Here is a 19,395-nt window from a genome sequence, read left to right as displayed (position 1 = left end):
TACGGCGAAAGACGCTAGCGCCGTCGGCGACGCGAGAGGGGGAATTTGCCGCCCAAGTTGGGCCCGGCGGAGGGGCGAGCCGGCGTCGCGGGCAACGCGCCTGCCGGTTGCAGGGCGGGCTCGGCAGAGCGCGGGGGACCGTGGGGCCGATCCATCGACTCGCGCGGCGGCGGAGTCGGCGCGAAACCGGGCACCTCCAGCTTCGCGATCTGCTTGTTGATGAGCATTTCAATCTCGGTCAGATCACCGCCCTGCTCGCGGGTGACAAACGTGATGGCCCGGCCCGACGAGCCCATCCGCGCGGTCCGGCCGATCCGATGCACGTACACTTGGATGTCCTGCGGCAGGTCGTAATTGATGATGTGCGTGATCTGTTGCACGTCGATCCCCCGCGCGGCCAGGTCCGTCGCAACCAGCACCGGAATCTGGTGCTTGCGGAACCGCTCCATGACCCGTTCGCGCTTCTGCTGGACCAGATCGCCGTGAATCTCGCGGCAATCGATGCCGATGGCGTGCAAGCGCTGGGCCACCTTGCGGGCGCCGTGCTTGGTGTTGGTGAATACGATCGCCAGTTTGGGCGCCTCTTCCTGGAGAATCTGTCGCAGCAGCTTGAACTTGTCCCAAGGCTCCACCACGCAGTAGAACTGCGCGACCTCATCGACCGTCAGGTCGTCGCGCGAGACATTGATCTCCGCGGGATCGTTCATGTATTGCTTGGCGAGCCGGCGGATCTCGTCATCGATCGTCGCCGAGACGAAGACCGTCTGATGCGCGTGGGAGATCCGGCCCAATATCTTGCGGATGTCGTCGCGGAAGCCGATGTCCAGCATGCGGTCCACTTCGTCCAGGATCGCCATCGTGACCCCATCGAAGTTGATCGCCCCCCGCTGCAACATGTCCATGACGCGGCCGGGGGTGCCCACGATAACGTGCGGCTTGCGGCCGAGTGCGTGTAGTTGCTGCTTCATCGCCGTGCCGCCGTAGACCGGCACGCAATGGATTTCCATGAACTGCGCCAGGCGGCGGAATTCGCCCACGATCTGCGCGGCCAACTCGCGCGTCGGTGACAGTACGACCGTCTGCAACCGGCCCTGCGGATCAACCTTCTGCAGCGCCGGCATCCCGAACGCGGCCGTCTTGCCGGTGCCCGTCCGCGCCTGTCCAAGAACGTCGCGCCCCGACAAGACGAGGGGCACGATTTCGCGCTGTATCGGAGAGGGTTCGGTGAAGCCCATCGCCACAAGGGCTCGAAGAACGGGCACTTCCAATCCCAGGTCGGCAAAAGCCTTCGGCAAATCCGGATGTCGATGCATAGTGGGCTAATCGCGTTTTCTATTGGACGGTCAAGGTGTCAGCGGACATGGTACGGCGCAACCCTCGGATTGACAAGCAGTAGCCCTCCCGGCGCGTGCGCTGAGCTATCGGGCGTGGATTCCCTCGTCCACGATAGCCTAACGTCCAAGGGAGGGAGCACATGGACGCGGAAGTAGATCAACTTTTATCGCTCGCGCCGCTCGACGAGGCGCTGGCGGATCGACAACAACGCCGAGGGGCCCATCGCCGCCTCTTTCGCGACATGGTCAAAGGCGAGATGGAAGTCGGCCCGCTCACCTGGCTGCGCCGCCGGGCACTGGTGAAATTTGCCGAGCGGCTGGACATCGATCGCTTCGAGGCAGAGCTCCTGATTCGCGGAGTCGAGTACGAGGGCGCATTGATTCCGCTTGCAGCAATGCCCTCAGCGCAAACGACTCCGGAAGATGACATCGCCACGCAAAGGAGGACGGCGGCCGTCATTCGCATGATCGTGATGCTCCTTTTGGTGGTCGTGAATTACGGGGTTTTGCGATTGATGGGCATCGCACCCTTCTAGCGGCTTTTCGGCGCCGCCCTGCTTCACGATTGCCGCGACCCCTCATCCTGAATATGCTCTCCTTGCATGTGGCGGGAATACACGCGAGAAACACCGGCCAAGCCGGGCTGGGCGATTGCCTCGGCCGGAGCGGCACTGGCCCTGACCACCGGTCTGGCCTGGGTGCTGGCCCACCAGGGTTTTTCTTCCACGACGTTGGCCGAGCCGGTAGCGCCTCCCTATTGGCCGGTCTCCCTTTCGCTGCCTCAGGGCGCCAAGCCGCTTGCAAAATGGAACAATGAAGAACTCGGGGCCGATCCTGCCGGAAATGCAGGGGTCGTGGCGTATTCCTGGGATAGCCCTGAGATCGTCCAGTCTACGACACTCGTTCTGGCTTACAAAGTCGTCGTGGATGACGACGATTCGCCGGGACTGCGTAGTCGCAGCCTCGATGACGGATTGGACGACGACCGCGAAATCGACGTGGGGCCGATGTCTGGACGTCTGGATGTCCGCATGGCGCCCGACGGCGGCCGCCTCTATTCGGCGTTTGCCAGGACCGACGAGGGATTGGCCCTGCGGATTGATCTGATCTGTCCGCCCGGCCTCCGCAATCCCCAGGGCCTGTTTCGCGGGATTTGCCGATCGGTCGCGTTCCGGGATTGGTACGTGTCCAGGGATGCACAGGATTGGATGGATCGCCTTTTTTAGTCCGACGCGGATTAGCCTGCACATGAGCCCACTTGCCTTTCTTCTTCCGCTGGCAGTCTTGGGACAAACTGCCCCCTTGGCGGACACCGGCCCGTTGGCCGATGCGTACGTCGACGGCACCTACGGTTACTCGATCAACCCGCCCAAAGGCTGGCAGATCACGCGCCAGCGCGTCCCCGAGCGCCGCGGCGTAACTCTTCTGCAGATGACCGATCGCGTCTCGCCCACTCTTACTCAGGAAATCGTCCTCAAACAGTCATCCACGACGCAAAAAGTCCCCATGGACGAAATGCTCAAGCGAATTTCCGACGCGCTTGAATTGGAGTTCAGCGACGTAACCATTCTCGCCCAACAAACGCAGCAGATTGCAGGCCGGCCCGGTGCGATCCTCTCCGCCAGCTTCTTCCACGAGGGAGTCAAGCGGCTGCGACTGGAGGCCGTCGTCGAACACAAGCCGCAATCCTACTACATTCTGCTTTACAGCGGACCGCTCGCCCTCCGCGCCCAAAGCGAGCCGCTCTTCCATCGCGTCCTCGGCTCGTTGCAGTTGCTCGCCGATCAAGTGGACGAAACCAGGATGAAGGATGCCCTCGAATCCGGCGTCCGTCTCCTCCGCTCGATCAGCGGCGAACAACTCAAGGCGGCCATCCTGCCGGAGGAGTTCCTGAAGTTTGAATCAGAGGGACGGACCATCGGCTTCGTCGCGGTCTATCAAGCCGAGAGCACCTGGGAACCGAGCAGCAAGGCCGGAGCGCCGGACCGCGGATATCCCGGCATCCGCATCCGCGAGCGCGGCTGGACCTTCGAAAAGGACGGTCGCGCCCGCCGGCTCCAGAATTCCATGTTCATCAGCTACGACCTCAAACACGAGCGCTGGAAAACGAGCGTCACGACGCTGGTCCCGGCGACGGGCAATCAACCGGAGTATCTCGACATCGCCCTGGAAGAGGGCCTCCGCACCGGCGATGTGCTGCTCACCAATCAAACGTATTCCATGGGCGCCCCGGCGCAGGCCAATCCGGCCCTGCAATTGCCCGAAGCCTACGTCTCCCGCGCCGTGATCCGCCTGCTGCCGCGGCTCATCGATGATCTGGCCAAAAAGCAGAGCTTTGCCTTCGTCACCTTCGACCACGGTCGCGCCGGTCTCGTGGCACGGGTCATCGAATGCCAGGGCGAAGACTCCGCCGCGGGCATCCCATCTAATGACGGAGTGTTTCGACTGGAAGATCGCGAAGGACTCGCCGCCGATCCCACCAGGCTGTACGTCGATGGCGCGGGGCGGACGCTCCTCGTAAAGACCGGCCCGCTCACCATGACCCGCGCGGAGGGCCAGGAACTCTCCCGCCTGTTCTCAGATCGCATCGATGCCGCGCAGAAGCGTATGGCCGAGTTGGAAGAAGCCTACAACCGAGAAGACGCCCGCGTCGGCCGCAAGCCAAAGTAGCGGCCGGCGCCCCTGCCGGCCGTAGATCGCCGTGGGCGCTTTCAAATAACGAGCATCGCATCTCCGTAACTGAAGAACCGATATTGTCGTTCAATCGCCTCTCGATACGCGGCCAGCGTCGCCTCGCGCCCCGCGAAGGCAAACACAAGGGCCAGCAGCGTACTCTCCGGCAGGTGAAAATTCGTCACCAGTGCGTCCGTCGCCTTGAATCGATACGGAGGATAGATGAGGAGTTGGGTCGTGCCCGACCCCGCGTGGGCCCCGGACTCGTCGGCGCACGTTTCCAGGACTCGCACGCTCGTCGTCCCCACGGCGACCACGCGACCGCCCCCCGCACGCGTCCGCGCGATCGTCTCCGCGCACTTGGCGGGGAGTTCGTACCACTCGCTGTGCATCTTGTGATCGGCCAGGTCCCCCACCTCGATCGGCTGAAACGTACCCAGCCCGACATGCAGGACCAGTTCGGCGAATCTCGTCGCCATGGCTCGGATTCGCTCCATCAGGCTCGGCGTAAAGTGCAGCCCCGCCGTCGGCGCCGCGACCGAGCCGTCGCGCAACGCGTAAATCGTCTGATAGTGCTCGCGATCGAGCCGGTCCATTTCCGGATCAGCCTCGTCCCGGCGGATGTACGGCGGAACCGGCATCGACCCCACGACCGCCAGCACCAGCGCCGCTGCGTCAGGCGGCTCGACTCGCACCTCGCATTCTCCGCGCTCCAGCCGCTCCACCAGCGTCAGCGTCCACGTCCCGCCCCGAAAAGTCAGTGTCTCGCCGTCGCGCAGCCTGCCGCCCCCCGCGAGCAGTACGCGCCAATAGCCCGTCGAACTCTCCCGTAGGAACAGCCCGGGGATCTCCCCGCCCGTCTGACGCACCGCCGTAAAACGCGCGGGCAGGACGCGCGACACATTCAGGACCAGGCAATCCCGCGGCGTCAAATACTCCGTCAGGTCGGCGAATCGCCGGTGCTCGATTCGCCCGTTCGCCCGATGCAGCACGAGCATGCGTGCCTCATCCCGCCGTTCCAGCGGTCGCTGGGCGATGAGCCCGGGCGGTAATTCGTAGCGTAGCTCGCTGGTCTGGATGGCCGTTCTCCCGCCAAAATCCGCAGTCTGACACCGGGGGCTCAGTGCCGGGCCGACACGCTATTAGCTGCTCCCACGCGCCGCCGATAAAAAATAGATGACGGACGATTGAGCGGACGCCGCTTTACCCGGGCTTTGCACGAATCCTAGAATACATGAAGCGGAGCCCGTCGGCATCAGGTGGCGCCCTCCCTCTTGGTGGACGGCGCATCCCTCGACGGCCCGTCACCGCTCGCAACGTCAGGAGCCCTTGTAGATGGCCCCCATACCCCAGACACACCCGCTGCGGCGTTGGTTCGCCGGCCTGGTCGAGGACAGCTTCCAGAAGCAGATCGGCCTGGGTGACCCGTCGCTGCTCGATTACATCGTGGACCTGCTGACCGAGTTCATCCACGTCGAACGGATCAACCTCCTGGGCGACGGCAGCCGACGCCGGATCGAGGAAGTCGCCGAGATGGTCAGCGAAGTGGAGATCGGCCCGACGGCGACCACCGAAGACCGCCGCCGCGCCGTCCACCGCCACATCGGCGACTTTACGCTGTTCTGGACCGGCGTTTATCCGGAGAACCTCAAGCGCCTCCAGCGCAAGCAGGCGGCCGACTTTCTGCTCAACTATCTCGACCAGGGCAAGCGCTCCTACGCCATCGCCTCGCGTCTGTCGAGCGACGACTCGCGCCCGCCCGCCTCGGTCCTTTCGACGCTGAGCCACGAATTCGAGTATTGCGTCTACGGCCTGGGCCTCGTCCGCAAGGAGTGGGAGCGCACCGATCCGGCGGGCCTCACCCGTATCGATCAGCTCTGGCGCTAGCTTCTGCCGCGTAGCGGCCGGCGCCCCTGCCGGCCGTGGAATACGCGAACCGCCCCTTTCTGCTTGTCTCCCTGCCCATCCTGCCGATCAATTAGGGAATGGACCTCGAATCCCTGCGCTTTACCTATCTCCGCCGCGTCGTCGGCACGGCGCTGGGCGTCCTCGGTCTCGATGCCGCCGATCGTCTGGCGCGCTCGATGGCCCGAGCCGTTCATGGCTTGAATACGCCGATGCGGCGCCGCGCCGAGACCCGGCTTTCAGACGCGCTGCCGGATAATTGCTCGACCGCCACAGCCTCAAGGATCATCGCGGCCATGTACGAGCACGTCGGGCGCTTCTGCGTCGAGGCGCTGTTCGCCCGGCGGCTTCTTCGCGAAGCGAGCTGGCGAAATTCAATTGCCCTAGAAAATGAAGCGTCGCTGACAGCGTTGGCGGCGGGCGGTCGTGGTTGTCTGTTGACTACGGCCTACCTGGGGAATCCCGCCGTCGCCGCCTACGCGCTCGGCGAGATCTTCCACCCGGTCCATGTCGTGGCGGACCGATTCGCGCATCCGGTGCTCCGCGCCTGGCAGGACGAACTGGTCGCCTATCGCAATGTCCGCATCGTCGATCGCCGCGAGGCGACGACCTCACTTCCGTCGATTCTCAATCGCGGTGGCGCGGTTCTGATGATCGGCGAACACGAGCGCCGCCGGGGTCCGTGCATCTCCGTCCCCTTCCTTGGCCGGACACTTCGTTGTTACCCGACGCTCGCCCGGCTCGCGCGCTGGCATGAGTTGCCGATCGCGGTCGTGACCTGTGTGCGCGAGGCCCGGCCGTTTACGTTTAGGCTTCAGACGCACTCGACCATCGCCCCGCCGCGCGACGAAGCATCGGACGCGGGCCTCATGGAGGCGATTATCGGCGCGCTGGAACATGCGATCCTGCGCAGCCCGGAACAGTACTTGTGGTCATTGGCCGGCGGCACGGCGAACTCGGTCGCGCCGGAATGGGTCGCGAAGTCGGGCGCGGAGCCTATTGGTACGGAAAGCGGATCGGCGTCGTGCCCCACACGTAGTCGAACAGCGTCGGTGTGGCAAACGCCGTCAGCGGCGGGCAAAGCGCCGGCAGATCGGGCGTCGCCAACTGCGCCTGTGCCCACGGCGTAACGCCGAGAACGACCAGACCGGCCATCGTGATAATCCGCGTCCAGGAGCGCCGCCCGGAAGCGGGTACTTCGCTCGTGCGAGAATCCGTGTTGTTTGAGTCCGTGTTCATCGTTCTGTATAGCGGACCGAAGCAGGGCGGACTGAACTTAGTTTTCCCCGGCGGACGGTAACGATATCACCCGGTCAAAACGCAAGCGGTCCTTATCGGTCCTGCCGCCTTGTTGAAGATCGTCCGAAAAAGGCTCGCAATGACGGGGGCGTTTCCGTAGGCTACGCGAGTCGACCGGCGAATGGCCGGGGCCTGTTCAAATAGAAGCGGAGGCGGCGATTCATGTCGCAGGTTTCGGAACGTCAAATTCTTGGTCACCCCAGCGGCCTGTTCGTGCTCTTCTTCACCGAACTGTGGGAGCGCTTCAACTTCTACGGCATGCGGGCCCTGCTGATCTTCTATTTCATGGACACCTTCGCGTTCAATCGAACGGAGGCCAGCGAGTCCTACGGCGCGTACAACGGATTGGTCTATGCAACGCCGCTTCTGGGCGGAATGCTCGCGGACAAGATCATCGGCTATCGCCGCTCGATCATCCTCGGCGCGATTCTCATGGGCCTCGGGGAATTCGGGCTTTGCTTTGCGGGTTTTGGCATCATCCCCAAGAATTCATACACCGTCTTCATGTCCCTAGCCCTGATCATCATGGGCAACGGTTTCTTCAAGCCGAACATCTCGACATTGGTCGGGAAACTCTATCGCCAGGGTGATCCCCGGCGCGACGGCGCGTTCACCATCTTCTATATGGGCATCAACATCGGCGCTTTTCTGGCGCCGATCCTCTGCGGCCAGATTGGTCAAAAGTACGGCTTCCACTACGGATTCGGTCTCGCGGGGCTTGGAATGGTCCTCGGCCTGATCATCTTTGTCCTTGGAAAGAAAATCCTCGGCGATCACGGTCTCCCGCCGAATCACGCGGCGCTGGCCAACAAGTCTCTGGGCGTCGTTCCAAACGGAATCGCCGTCTACATCGGCGCGTTCCTGCTCGTGCCGCTCGCCGCCTTCCTGGTCTCCAAGCCGGACATCGTCATCAAATGGGCCGCTCCAGTCGTGGGCGGCGCATTTCTCGTATATATCTTGTGGGAAGCGGCGAGAGGGAATCACGCGGAACGAGTCGGAATCTTCGCTGCCCTGATCCTCTCGTTTTTTTCGATCGTTTTCTGGGCCTGTTTTGAACAGGCCGGCAGCTCGATGAACCTGTTTACGGAAAGCCACGTAAACCGAACTGTATTCGGTCGGACGATTGAAGCATCCGTGTTTCAGTTCGTAAACGCCGCATTCATCGTCTTGCTCGCCCCGTTGTTTTCGTGGCTGTGGACAAGGCTGGGTCGGGCGGGATTGGAACCGTCCTCACCCGTGAAGTTCGGATTGGCCCTGATCCAGGTCGGTGTCGGGTTCATCGCATTGGTGATCGCCGCCAATCAGGCCACCGGCGGAGCGAAGGCCGCGCTCATCTTGTTATTCCTCGCCTATTTCTTTCATACGACCGGCGAGCTGTGTCTGTCACCCGTCGGCCTCTCGATGATCACCAAACTCGTCCCCGCACGAATGGGCGGATTGATGATGGGCTTCTGGTTCCTCTGCACCGCGTTCGCCCATTTACTCGGCGGCGTGATTTCTGGAATGACCGGCAAGGCCGCGGGGTTCGGCCCGGTTTTTCAAGGAATCGTCTATTTCGCCTGCGCGTCGGGCGTGGTATTGCTGATCTTGTCGCCGCTCATTAAGAAATGGGAGCGGATCAAACTCGCCAGCCACCACGAGCCAGCGCCGAGCGGGTTTCCCGTCCTGACGGAACCGACGGCGACAGAGAAGGCGGCCGTGAAGACCCGGCGCTGACTCGCGCATACGCTCTACGCCGCGGCCGGCTTGGTCCGTCGACAATCAAGAAACATCAGCAGTGAAAGTAGACCGAACGCGCCCAGCCCGAGCCAGTTCTTGAATTGAGCAAGTTGCTCCGGCGTCCGTCCGCGCATCATCGACTCCGTCATATCCAGCCAAGGCATGATTCTGCCGCCAACGAATTTCTCGTCGAAGATTGCCAGTGCGTTGCAGCTCACTTCAATAATCGCAGCGCCGGCAATCAGGCCCGACGCGATCAGCACCCCCTTGTCATTACGCGCCTTGTTCACCGCCTCATCCTTCGATCCCTTCGCGATGAAATGGGCGATCAGGCCCCCAATCAGCAACGGCGTATTCACGAACATCGGCAAATACATTCCCAGTGAAAACGCTAGCGGTGAGATGCCCAAGAACAGCAGGATGATTGCGATGACCGCGCCCGTGCCATAGAGCGTCCACGGCACGACCGCATCCTTGCCGAGAAACGTCTCGAGCGCGCTCTTCATCATGTTGGCCTGCGGGGCAGGCAGCGGTTCGACGCCCGGCTGCGTCGTTGCAACGTAGCCAGGCTTGTAGGCCAGAACCATGATGACGATCGTGACCAGGATGGCGGCCAAAAACGATGCAATGATACCGCTCCATTGAATCTTGCGCGGCGACGCGCCGATCCAGTAGCCGATTTTGAATTGCGTCACCATCGTCCCGGCCATGGATAGTGCCGTGCAGACGACGCCGCCCACGAGCAGCACGGCGAGCATGCTTGAATCCCCTTTGGGAAGTCCCTGCCAGGTGAGCAATGCCGCCGTAATAATGATCGTCGTGACCGTCATGCCTGAAAGCGGCGTCGTCGAGATCATCGCGATCGCCCACGCGGAGACCGTCGTGAACAGGAACGACAGCACCAGCGCAACGGCGGTGGAGATGGCGGCCAGTCGCGTCGCGTCGGGCAGCGACGACATGACCACGAATCGGAAATAGACGAAGAGTGCGACGGTCAATACCGCAGCCAGCCCGAACAGTGCGGGATAGCCGATATCTTCGTCGGTTCGATCGACGGTCGCCGTTGACGATCGCTTGAAAAGACTGCCGATCGCTTGAACCAGGGCGGTCGCAATCACCTTGCTCATCTTGATGATGGAAAGGATGCCGGCGGTGAAGATGCCGCCGATGCCGATGATCTTGGGAATCCCCTCGAAGAGCGCCTTTGGAGTCGTGGCTTCCATCGTCGGGCTGATCTTCCGCAACTGTTCCAGTTCGAATCCGGCAAACAAGGGCACGATCACAAAACATGACAGGAAAGACCCACAGGCAATGATCGTCGCATAACGCAGACCGATGATGTATCCCAATCCCAGGTAATATGCTCCGGTCCCCATGTTGAACACGGCCTTGGCGCCTTCCGTAATCCGCTCCAACTTCGGAATGGCCAGCGTGGTAAAGGTTTCTTTGCCCACCTCGATCGCTGTGCGTCCCGTGGTGAAAACTTCCGTGAACAGCTTGAGGGCCATGCTGCAGAAGTTGTACGCGGCTGCGAGTACGAATGAATAGATCAACACCCAGGCTTGGCCGGTGTTGCCGGACGCCCCCGTCGCCAGAATTTCATTGGTGGCGGTACCTTCCGGGAAGGGCAACTTGCCGTGCATGTCACGCACGAAATAGCGGCGGAATGGGACCATGAACACGACGCCGAGAGCGGCGCCAAGAAAAGGGACGAGAAAAATTTGCAGGAAGAGCCCGAACGTTCCCATACCCAGCTTCGTGTCCAGGCCGAGCATGTAAATCGCCGGCATGGTGAAGCAGGTCCCTCCCGCCACAATGCCCGACGTCGTTCCAATTGCAAGGATGTTGACGTTTTCCAGCAGACTGCTGCGCCGATGGCCGAACCGCGCCAGCACCCCGGACAGACCGACGGCGAGGATGGAAATCGGAATCGCCGTCTCGATTCCTTGCCCCGCTTTTAATGCCAGATAGGTCGCCGCCATGGCGAAGACGACGTTCATGATGATCCCGAAGATGATCGAGCGCCGCGTGACCTCTGGCACGGTCTCGTAGGGGGGCACCATCGGCGTATAGGCTTCGCCGGGCTTCAGTTCTCGGTAGGCGTTTTCAGGAAGTCGGGTCGCGACGACAGGATCGGACATGGGGGACCTTTCAACAATCCAATAGCGAATTCAGAATAGCGATTAGCGAAATGGATTGTCACCAAAGCGCTACCCTCGGGCGGCGGGCGGAGCCCGCCCTACTTCGCTATTCGCCATTCACTACTCGCTATTTCTCCTTCCCCCACAACTGCGCCAATTCCACGAGCACTTTCACGGCGCTCTCCATCTGCTCCAAACACGCGAACTCCAGCGGCGAATGGAAATTGTGCATCCCGACCGACAGATTCGGCGTCGGCAGGCCCTTTTCACTGAGCTTGCTGCCATCCGTTCCCCCGCGGATCGACTGGAACTTCGGCGTCAGGCCCGCGTTTCGCACGGCCTGCTCCGCCAGCTTCACCGCCCGCGGGTCTTTCGCGAGATATTCGAGCATATTGCGATACTGCTCGGTCACGGCGATGTCGATCTTTGCCCCGGGGAACTCGGCCATCAGCGTCGCCGCGACGTTGCGCAGGATGTTCTCCTGATCCGCCAGCTCCTTCGTCACAAAACTCCGCAGGAGCACGCGAAGCTTCACCTCCGGCACGCCGCCCTCGATGACGTACGGGTGCAGGAAACCAACGCGGCCCTCTGTCGTCTCCGGGGCCAGCGTCTGCCACGGCATCCGTTCGATGAACGCCGCCGCCAGCCGGATCGCGTTGACCATCCGCCCCTTGGCGAAACCGGGGTGGATGTTCTTGCCCGTGATCGTCACGACCGCCAGGTTCGCCGACCACGTCTCATTCTCGATCTGCGCCTCCGCCTCCCCGTCGAGCGTGTACGCGACCTGCGCGGCGATCTTCTTCAGATCCAGCTTGTCCGTGCCGTGCCCCACCTCCTCGTCGCAGGTAAATACGATGCGGATCGGCCCGTGCTTGAGTTCCGGATGTGCGATCAAATGCGCCGCGGCCGTCATGATCGCGGCGAGCCCCGCCTTGTCGTCCGCGCCGAGCAGGGTCGTCCCGTCGCTCGTGATCAGCGTCTTACCCTTCAGCGCCGCCAACCCGTCGGACTCGCTGACCTTGATGACCCGCGACGGATCGCCGGGCAGCGTGATATCCTTGCCGTCGTAGTTCCGATGGACGATGGGCTTGACGTTTTTGGCCGTAAACTCCGGCGAGGTGTCCATGTGCGAACACCACGCGATCGTCGGCGCGCCGGGGACATTGCCCGGCACCGTCGCCATCACAATCCCGTTCTCGTCCATACTTACGGCGTCGAGCTTCAGGGCCCGCAGCTCGTCCGCCAGCATCCGCCCCAGGTCAAGTTGCCCCGGAGTGCTGGGATAGGTCTTGGCGTCCTCCGCGGCCGTCGTCTCCACCTTCACATACCGGCAGAATCGATCTAAGAGCGTGTCCATCACCTCACCTCCAACTGGTCACACCAGCCCGGTTGTTGTACGGCGACGGCCGATTCCATGCAACGGCAATGGAGAGCAGCCGCCCTCGGCTGCCTGTCCTCGATCGCAATATCACCGCCGAGGACGGAGATGCTCCAAGCCTCGCGTATCGACGTTGTAACCCCCATCATCTAATATTCAGGCACGGTACCGTACCGCAAACGCATGGGAGAAGTCAGCATCATGGCGAACGTCGAGAAGCTCATCATCATCGGCTCCGGTCCGGCCGGCTGGACGGCGGCCATCTACGCCGCCCGCGCCAACATGGCCCCCGTCGTCTATACCGACGAACCCCGCCAGGAGGGGGCGCTGAACATCCTCCCCGGCGGTCAGCTCATGACCACAACCGACGTGGAGAACTACCCCGGCTTTCCCGAGGGCATCCTTGGTCCGGATTTGATGACCAAGTTCCAGGAGCAGGCCCAGCACTGCGGCGCCAAGATCGTGCGGAAGATGATCAAACGCGTCGATCTTTCGTCCCGGCCTTTCAAATTGTGGGACTCGGAAGATCAGATCGCGCAGGCCCACGCCCTCATCATCTCCACCGGCGCGACCGCCAACTGGTTGGGCCTGGAGAATGAACAACGGCTGGCCAGGACCGGCGGCGGCGTCTCGGCCTGTGCGGTCTGCGACGGCGCCCTGCCCATCTTCCGCAACAAGGTGCTCGGCGTCGTCGGCGGCGGCGACTCCGCGGTCGAAGAGGCGACCTATCTGACGAAGTTTGCCGGGAAGGTCCTGATGATCCACCGCCGCGACAAGCTCCGCGCCTCCAAGGTCATGCAGGATCGGGCCCTTAAGAACCCAAAAATCGAAATGGTCTGGAACAAAGTCGTGGTCGACGTCCTCGGCGATCAGAAAATCACGGGCGTAAAGGTGAAAGATACGATCGCCGGGAACGAATCGACGATCGAACTCGGCGGCCTCTTCATGGCCATCGGTCATACGCCCGCGACCAAGTTCCTCGGCGGCCAGCTCGAACTCGACGTCAAGGGCTACATCAAGCTCAAGGACCCGTATCGGTCCACGACGAATGTGGAAGGCGTCTTCGCGGCCGGTGACTGCGTGGACAGCGTCTATCGTCAGGCCGTCACCGCCGCGGGAATGGGTTGCAAGGCCGCCCTCGACGCCGAACGCTGGCTCGCAGAGCACGCGATCGAATAGGGCCGGAGGGAACGGTCGTACCCCCGCCCAACCAATGAATCCTACTCAACGAACGTCTGGAGCCCTGGCAGGTCTACTCGCGCTGATGGTCGTTCCCGCGCTCGTGGCGGTCGACACAGTCCTGGCGTACGGCCGAGGGTGGCGGTTTCGGTCCCGACTGGAGACGGCCGTCTTTATTTTATTGATGATTGTAATGGTCGTCGCTCCGGCGTTATACGCGATCCCCCGCACACGCCGTGTGCTCGGGCGATTTGGAACACGCCTCGTGCTGCTGGTCGGCGCTTTCGTGACGTCCGTCGCTTTGATCGAAATTGCCCTGCATTTGTGCTGCGGCTGGATGCTGGCGGCGCAGCTCAATCTGCGCCCGCCGAACCGGGATTTCACCTTCCGCCCTCGCGCATCCATCATGCCGGGTATCGAAGGGGTGTCCCACTTTCGCACGAATTCAATGGGCGTCCGCGGAGAAGAATGGCCCTCGCGCAATGATGCCTATCGCATCCTCTGCATCGGCGGCAGTGCAACGGAATGCGCTTATCTCGACGACCTGGAGACCTGGCCTTACTTGCTGGGGAAGTCGCTTCAAAGCAATGGCCGGAAGGTCTGGGTGGGTAATGCCGGAATCAGCGGCGCCTCGACGATCGAGCACCTCTATTTGATCGATTCATGCGAAGTATTTCGCGACATCGACTGCGCCGTCTTCATGGTCGGTCTCAACGATTTTCAGAATTACCTGGCCGGAATCCTGCTCGACCGGACCGCCTCTCCCCTTTGGCGGCAGACTGCCGTATGGAGCGTCACGATGCAAGCCTACACGCGATTGCGCCTGGAGCGGGGAATGATCGAGGACGCGGAAGGCCGGGTGTACGAAACGCGCCGCCAGAAGCGACGCGAAGCGAAGATCGTCGACGAACTCCCCGACCTGACGCAGCCCCTGCGGGCCTATCAGGGCCGCATCGAGCGAATCGTCGCGATCTGTCGTCAACAGGGCGTGCGCCCGATCTTCGTGACGCAACCAATCGTCTGGGATGTGGGCCTTTCTCCCGCCATGCAGGAGTTGCTACTCCTCGGCATCTCCAATCGCCCCGACGGCGCGTATTACAGCATCGCCAAACTCCGCGAGGGCGAGGATCGCTACAACGCCCTGCTGTTGGAGACGTGCAAGTCCCTGGGCGTCGAATGCATCGATGCGGGCTCGATGAATGGGAAAGAGCAATTTTACTACGACGACTGTCACTTCAACGAGGCCGGCGCCCGGCGGATGGCGGAAATCGTCGCGGAGCATTTTGCGAAGCGTCCGACCAAATAACACTCCTATACATTCGCCGCACGATTCACGAGTATTCGCGCCGAGAGTTGTTGGTACAGGAAAGAAGCGGCCAACAGCAATATGCCCAGCACAATGAACGACACGATACGATAGACCGTCTCGAGATTCGCCAGATCAACGATGAATACTTTTAGAACCGTAACACCAAACAAAGTGATAGCGAGATAGCGAAGCGGCGCGATCCGGCGGGCAAAGCCGATTGCCAATAGCACGACGGCCGAGACGCTCCAAAACACCGACAACGCGACGTGCATCGCTAACGTCGGGTCGGCGAAACGCTCGCGGAACGGCTCGAACCGGAAGCTCCGCATGATCTCAAACGTTGGTAGCCAGACCACCAGCATCGCTCCCCAGACCAACATGCCGTGAAATAGCTTGGTCCTTTGCCCCGGCGCGGCGTCGGCCTTCGACCGGGCGCGAAACAAGGCCGCACAGACGAACCAGCCGGCGATGACGACGAGACCGGCCAGAAATACGCGGTTGGTGCATAGTCCGCGAAGATATTGCCAGCGAACGGTTGTCGCCGCGCCGACGGTGTCCCCGAACGCGAACTTAAGGGTGGCGATGAGGCAGAGAATCAAGGCGTAGCCCGCGATTGCGGCGCGCCGGCTCCCGAGGGCGAGCCATAGTCCGGCCGCATTTATCGCCCAGAAGGCGGTAACGACGACATTTGCTAAAAGGCGAGGTGCCTCGAAGCGCGTTCCCCACGGCTCGAATGTGAAGATACGGGCAATCTCAAAGGTGCCGGTCCACGTGAACACCAGCGCGGCCAGTACCACCAGCACGGGCGCGGATTCATCCGGCGACACGAATTGCCAAATGGCCGAGTCGTTCGAAAGCCGGTTCATGTATCTGCGAAACTGCCGGGTAGCCAATATCATGGCCAGGCCGACGAGCGCGCCGGTAAGGACCGCGCGATTGACCACGACGCCCGAGATTCCGGCCCACGCGCCGTCCTGGACCGCGGCAACAGTGTCCCAGGCAAGGAACTTGGCCGCCGCTGCAACCACCAACACGCTGTACGTCAACGCGGCGAAGGGGATGGGCCTGGACACGAGAAGCCAACAAAGCGCCAACCCGAGCCACCACCACGTGGCGAGGTAGCGCTCATACTCGTGCGCCCAAATGCCTAACATGGCAGCACTGCCCGCCAATAACAACGCGACCGCCAATGGCCGATCGATAGTGTGCGACGGCCTGCCCAAGGTAAGCCCCGCCCCGCCGACATACGCAAACAGACCCCATCCAACGAACAGGACGGTGATCCAATTCAGGTTCCACAGTCCGACCGCGAGGATCGTCTTCGTCAACACCGGTTCGGAAAAGTCGTAGACGACGAGATGCACCATCGCTGCGGCCAGGATGCCGACGGCCTTGAGCCGCCACCACGCCCGCGCATTCCAGCGGCAGTACCAAAGCGTCACTGCCGCCTGCGCGCCCCACGCCAGAGGGACCAGATAGCGATCAAACTGGATCGGCGCGGCCAGCGCCAGCATTGCCGCCGCGTCGAGGTAAAGACTCTCGCGGCACCGGTCGGCGATGATGCCGCCGCCAATCAGCCGCCAACCGGCGACAAGCTGAAGCGCCGCGAGAATCACGCAGAGCGAACCGAGCCATGGATCGAGGTGCGTTTCTCGCGCAATGAAGTACGCGGCCGCGAAAAACGCCGTGTTGTTCGCATGAATGAGGCCGGGGAGTACCCACAGGTTTTCGCTGCGGCGCAGTCTCAGGCTGACAATCGCGTCCGCATGGAAAAGCAGATAGAACGCCAGCAAAAACCAAAGCGTGGGGTGCAAGGCATCGGGGGCGTAAAACTGCTGATACCAGCCCGCAAACAGAATCGCCGAGCCGACCCAACAAAGCAGCCGAAGCACATCCCAACGCCGGATGCTCCCCACGACCACAAAGCCCGCGTCGAGGATCAGCAGATACGTCATTAGCGCGACTTGTTGGTTGACGCCCGTGCTCAAGGCGATGGGTGTCCAGAAGCCGCCGACGAGCCCCATGATTGCGATGGGCAGCATCCGCGCATGCACCGCGATCAACGAGGAAATAACCGTAACGCCGCTCAGCATCGCGAACGCCGTCTGAGTCGAAACAAGGTGGTAGAACGAGTACGCCGCAAATGCGGAGAAATAGAGAACGACAACGCCCGCCCCGAGCAAACCAACAGCAAAGGGCCGCCTTCCCGTCCGAAGCGAGTATTCGCCGATGCCGATGAGCAACAGGCCGAATGCGCCGCCCATGGATACACGAAGAGTCGGACTGATCCATCCCTGATCGAACGAGTACTTGACAAAAAAAGCGACACCGAGCAGCAGAACGAGCGCCCCAATCCGATTGAGCCAGATCTTCCCGATGCGTTCTTCGAGGCCGGACGAAGGAGCTTCGCTGACCGGTTCGTCATCCTTCGCGAACGGTCGTTGACGGTTGATCGACTGAAACAGCGCATCAACCGCCGCCACTTTTTCCGGCGAAGCGAACGGCGCGCCGGTCGGCGCGGCGGATTCCGGCGACAGCGGTTTTTCAAACGGTGAAGGCGATGGAGAAACGGCGGGCGGCGGCGGCGGCAATGGAGCAATATCGATCTCTGAGGCGGCCTTCCGCTGCTCTTCGAGCCGATCGATCCGGTTGGTCAGCGCATGCAACTCCATGCGCAACTGAAAGGCCAGCGATTTGATCTGTTGAAGTTCATCATCGATGGGTGATTTGGCCATGCCCGCTCGCAGATGTGCGTCGAAGTCGCGCTCGAATGATTGAATCATGACACCGCGAAGTGCGGGGAGAGTCAAGCTGCAAGCGCGGCCAACGGTAGCCTAACCGATCCGCGCCAGCGGCAGAACCTGCGGATCGGTACTGGTAAGGTTTGACTGGGCTATTTCCAGGCGTCTGGCCTACGGAGTACATATCCATCACCCTTCGTAATTTCTTCCGGAAGTTGACAGGCCGCAAACAGGGGTTCGCTATCGATGCGTATCACTCCATGCGATGCCTTCCTTAAATGATTCGAGCCCCTTCCAGGTGGGAATACCGAGATCAGCGTTTTCTCCGGGTACAAATCTCTAACGGCTTGCAGCGAAGGCACGAGGTCGCTGTCGGCCGACAATATTATGGCCGTGTCGAAAGTGTTTTGACTCGCCTCCGTCATAAGCTGGACGGCCAGCCCGACATCGGTCATTTTTTCGCTATAGCGGGTTTCTACATGCCCACATTTTTTACAGACCCGATCATCTGCTTGGTGCGATCCCAAAACGACATGAAGCCCAGAGTGTTCGACCAAGGCCTCGATGAAGGATGTTTGCCTCTTTTGTTTGTCCGCGTCACCCAGAACAAAAGCCGTGAAATAGTTGACGGATACAACGTGTTCGGGTCCGCCCGCAACGGATTCCATCAGCTTACGAATGTCTAGCCAGAGATACCTATCGAGCTTCTTATATTTCATCCCCCAATAAAGGTTAAATCCGTCCACAAAACAGCTTATGCGCCCGACCGGTTTTGCCCCTTGCTTTTTCATGGTAAACACCGATATATTAACCACACAGCCCCGGAGATAGCATCTCCGGACTAATGCCCGGCCTAACGGCCGGGCGTTTTGCTTTTTACTCACCCAACTAAGCCAATTAGTTCTTCCAGCGTCCACCGATGATCGGCGAGGCCGGCGGCCATTGCCGGGGTTCTACCCTTAAGTGTTTCGTGCTTGCGGCAGTAGTTGTAGTACATGAAAAACAGCGCGACCGCATGGCCGTGATTCTCAATCTTTTTGCTATGGGCGTTCGTGAGTCGCGTGAATCGCCGCAGGGACATTCGCAAAGTCAAATTGCTCCGCTCGATGATGCTCGTCGAAATGTGGTCCGCGTGGGGAAAGCCGATGACGCTTCGCTTTTCGCATCCGACGCATGACCCCGGCGAATAACGATTCTCGTTGACGCCCGGATTGTCGTAGTGCTTCACTAGCTGGGCGTAAGGTACTTCCAGGCCGAACGCGGCCTGCACGGCTTGCGGATATGGTCCGTAGCCATCGGTAGTGAGTGTCCCGATGTCGATGACACGCCCGGAAAGATCGTCCATGAACGCATGGGCGTCTTGCGACGAGCGAAGCCCGACGAAATAGGTAATCATGAGTTTTGAATTGGCGTCGATGGCCGTCCAGAGCCAAGTGTCGCCGTAGCTGATGTCGCGCTTCTTTGTCTTGGAAACGTTCTTCGCCTTACAATAGTTGAACGCCCAAATTTCGTCACATTCGACACGCTCCGGCTTGAGGCCCCGAACGTGTTCATGGTGGTAGGCGGCACAGGCACAGCCCAAATCTTTTTGGAGCTTTAGGATCGCTTCTTTGCAAACCCCGGTAATCCGCGATATCGCGTTGACGCCCATTCCTTCCATGAGGGCCGCGATGATCGCCTTCCGCTTCTCTGTCTTGAGCTTGTTCATGCCTCTACT

The 19,395-nt window shown here is 61.3% G+C and carries 15 protein-coding genes; 8 read left to right on the top strand and 7 right to left on the bottom strand.

What is annotated here, in order from left to right; all coding sequences use genetic code 11:
• Positions 1 to 14: 14 nt before the first annotated feature.
• Complete coding sequence (locus VJZ71_02750) at positions 15 to 1,313, bottom strand: DEAD/DEAH box helicase (protein HKQ46971.1); 1,299 nt, start codon at positions 1,311 to 1,313, stop codon at positions 15 to 17.
• A 161-nt stretch (positions 1,314 to 1,474) separates the two neighbouring features.
• On the opposite strand from VJZ71_02750, the gene VJZ71_02745 reads away from it, so the two are divergent.
• The 3 genes from VJZ71_02745 (at position 1,475) to VJZ71_02735 (ending at position 4,004) form a co-directional block, all read left to right on the top strand.
• Entirely contained in the window at positions 1,475 to 1,870 is a 396-nt protein-coding gene (locus VJZ71_02745) for a hypothetical protein (protein ID HKQ46970.1), read from the top strand.
• A 66-nt stretch (positions 1,871 to 1,936) separates the two neighbouring features.
• On the top strand, positions 1,937 to 2,560 hold the full coding sequence (locus VJZ71_02740) for a hypothetical protein (protein HKQ46969.1): 624 nt from the start codon (positions 1,937 to 1,939) through the stop codon (positions 2,558 to 2,560).
• 22 nt (positions 2,561 to 2,582) lie between these two features.
• Positions 2,583 to 4,004: a hypothetical protein gene (locus VJZ71_02735; GenBank protein ID HKQ46968.1), complete on the top strand. Its 1,422-nt coding sequence runs from the start codon at positions 2,583 to 2,585 to the stop codon at positions 4,002 to 4,004.
• Positions 4,005 to 4,045: 41 nt separating this feature from the next.
• On the opposite strand, the gene queA is transcribed toward VJZ71_02735, so the two are convergent.
• Positions 4,046 to 5,086 (bottom strand): tRNA preQ1(34) S-adenosylmethionine ribosyltransferase-isomerase QueA, encoded by a 1,041-nt coding sequence (gene queA, locus VJZ71_02730; GenBank protein HKQ46967.1) that lies wholly within the window; start codon positions 5,084 to 5,086, stop codon positions 4,046 to 4,048.
• A 256-nt stretch (positions 5,087 to 5,342) separates the two neighbouring features.
• Here queA and VJZ71_02725 point away from each other — a divergent pair, with 256 nt between their 5' ends.
• The 3 genes from VJZ71_02725 to VJZ71_02715 all read left to right on the top strand — a co-directional run bounded on the left by VJZ71_02725 (position 5,343) and on the right by VJZ71_02715 (position 8,927).
• The gene (locus tag VJZ71_02725) at positions 5,343 to 5,894 is read left to right on the top strand and encodes a hypothetical protein (protein ID HKQ46966.1); all 552 of its coding nucleotides are present in this window, start codon (positions 5,343 to 5,345) and stop codon (positions 5,892 to 5,894) included.
• Positions 5,895 to 5,992: 98 nt separating this feature from the next.
• Positions 5,993 to 7,042, top strand: a complete 1,050-nt coding sequence (locus tag VJZ71_02720; GenBank protein HKQ46965.1) for a lysophospholipid acyltransferase family protein — start codon at positions 5,993 to 5,995, stop codon at positions 7,040 to 7,042.
• 331 nt (positions 7,043 to 7,373) lie between these two features.
• Positions 7,374 to 8,927, top strand: coding sequence for a peptide MFS transporter (locus VJZ71_02715; GenBank protein HKQ46964.1), 1,554 nt, complete (start codon positions 7,374 to 7,376; stop codon positions 8,925 to 8,927).
• A gap of 14 nt (positions 8,928 to 8,941) precedes the next feature.
• Here VJZ71_02715 and VJZ71_02710 read toward each other — a convergent pair whose 3' ends face one another.
• Both VJZ71_02710 and pepT read right to left on the bottom strand, forming a co-directional pair.
• A complete protein-coding gene (locus VJZ71_02710; protein HKQ46963.1) occupies positions 8,942 to 11,071 on the bottom strand; it encodes an oligopeptide transporter, OPT family in 2,130 nt (709 codons plus the stop codon).
• Positions 11,072 to 11,198: 127 nt separating this feature from the next.
• A complete protein-coding gene (gene pepT / locus VJZ71_02705; protein HKQ46962.1) occupies positions 11,199 to 12,428 on the bottom strand; it encodes a peptidase T in 1,230 nt (409 codons plus the stop codon).
• A gap of 222 nt (positions 12,429 to 12,650) precedes the next feature.
• On the opposite strand from pepT, the gene trxB reads away from it, so the two are divergent.
• Both trxB and VJZ71_02695 read left to right on the top strand, forming a co-directional pair.
• Positions 12,651 to 13,628, top strand: coding sequence for a thioredoxin-disulfide reductase (gene trxB, locus VJZ71_02700; protein ID HKQ46961.1), 978 nt, complete (start codon positions 12,651 to 12,653; stop codon positions 13,626 to 13,628).
• A 193-nt stretch (positions 13,629 to 13,821) separates the two neighbouring features.
• Complete coding sequence (locus VJZ71_02695; GenBank protein HKQ46960.1) at positions 13,822 to 14,934, top strand: SGNH/GDSL hydrolase family protein; 1,113 nt, start codon at positions 13,822 to 13,824, stop codon at positions 14,932 to 14,934.
• 5 nt (positions 14,935 to 14,939) lie between these two features.
• Here VJZ71_02695 and VJZ71_02690 read toward each other — a convergent pair whose 3' ends face one another.
• The 3 genes from VJZ71_02690 to VJZ71_02680 form a co-directional block, all read right to left on the bottom strand.
• On the bottom strand, positions 14,940 to 17,720 hold the full coding sequence (locus VJZ71_02690) for a DUF2339 domain-containing protein (protein ID HKQ46959.1): 2,781 nt from the start codon (positions 17,718 to 17,720) through the stop codon (positions 14,940 to 14,942).
• A gap of 110 nt (positions 17,721 to 17,830) precedes the next feature.
• Entirely contained in the window at positions 17,831 to 18,469 is a 639-nt protein-coding gene (locus tag VJZ71_02685) for an NYN domain-containing protein (protein HKQ46958.1), read from the bottom strand.
• A gap of 89 nt (positions 18,470 to 18,558) precedes the next feature.
• Entirely contained in the window at positions 18,559 to 19,386 is an 828-nt protein-coding gene (locus VJZ71_02680; protein ID HKQ46957.1) for an IS1 family transposase, read from the bottom strand.
• Between the last annotated feature and the right edge of the window lie 9 nt (positions 19,387 to 19,395).

Source organism: Phycisphaerae bacterium (assembly GCA_035275405.1).
In the GTDB taxonomy this organism is placed as follows: domain Bacteria; phylum Planctomycetota; class Phycisphaerae; order UBA1845; family UTPLA1; genus DATEMU01.
Note: the sequence above shows the minus strand (reverse complement) of the source record. Positions and strands in the feature narration are given on the sequence as shown.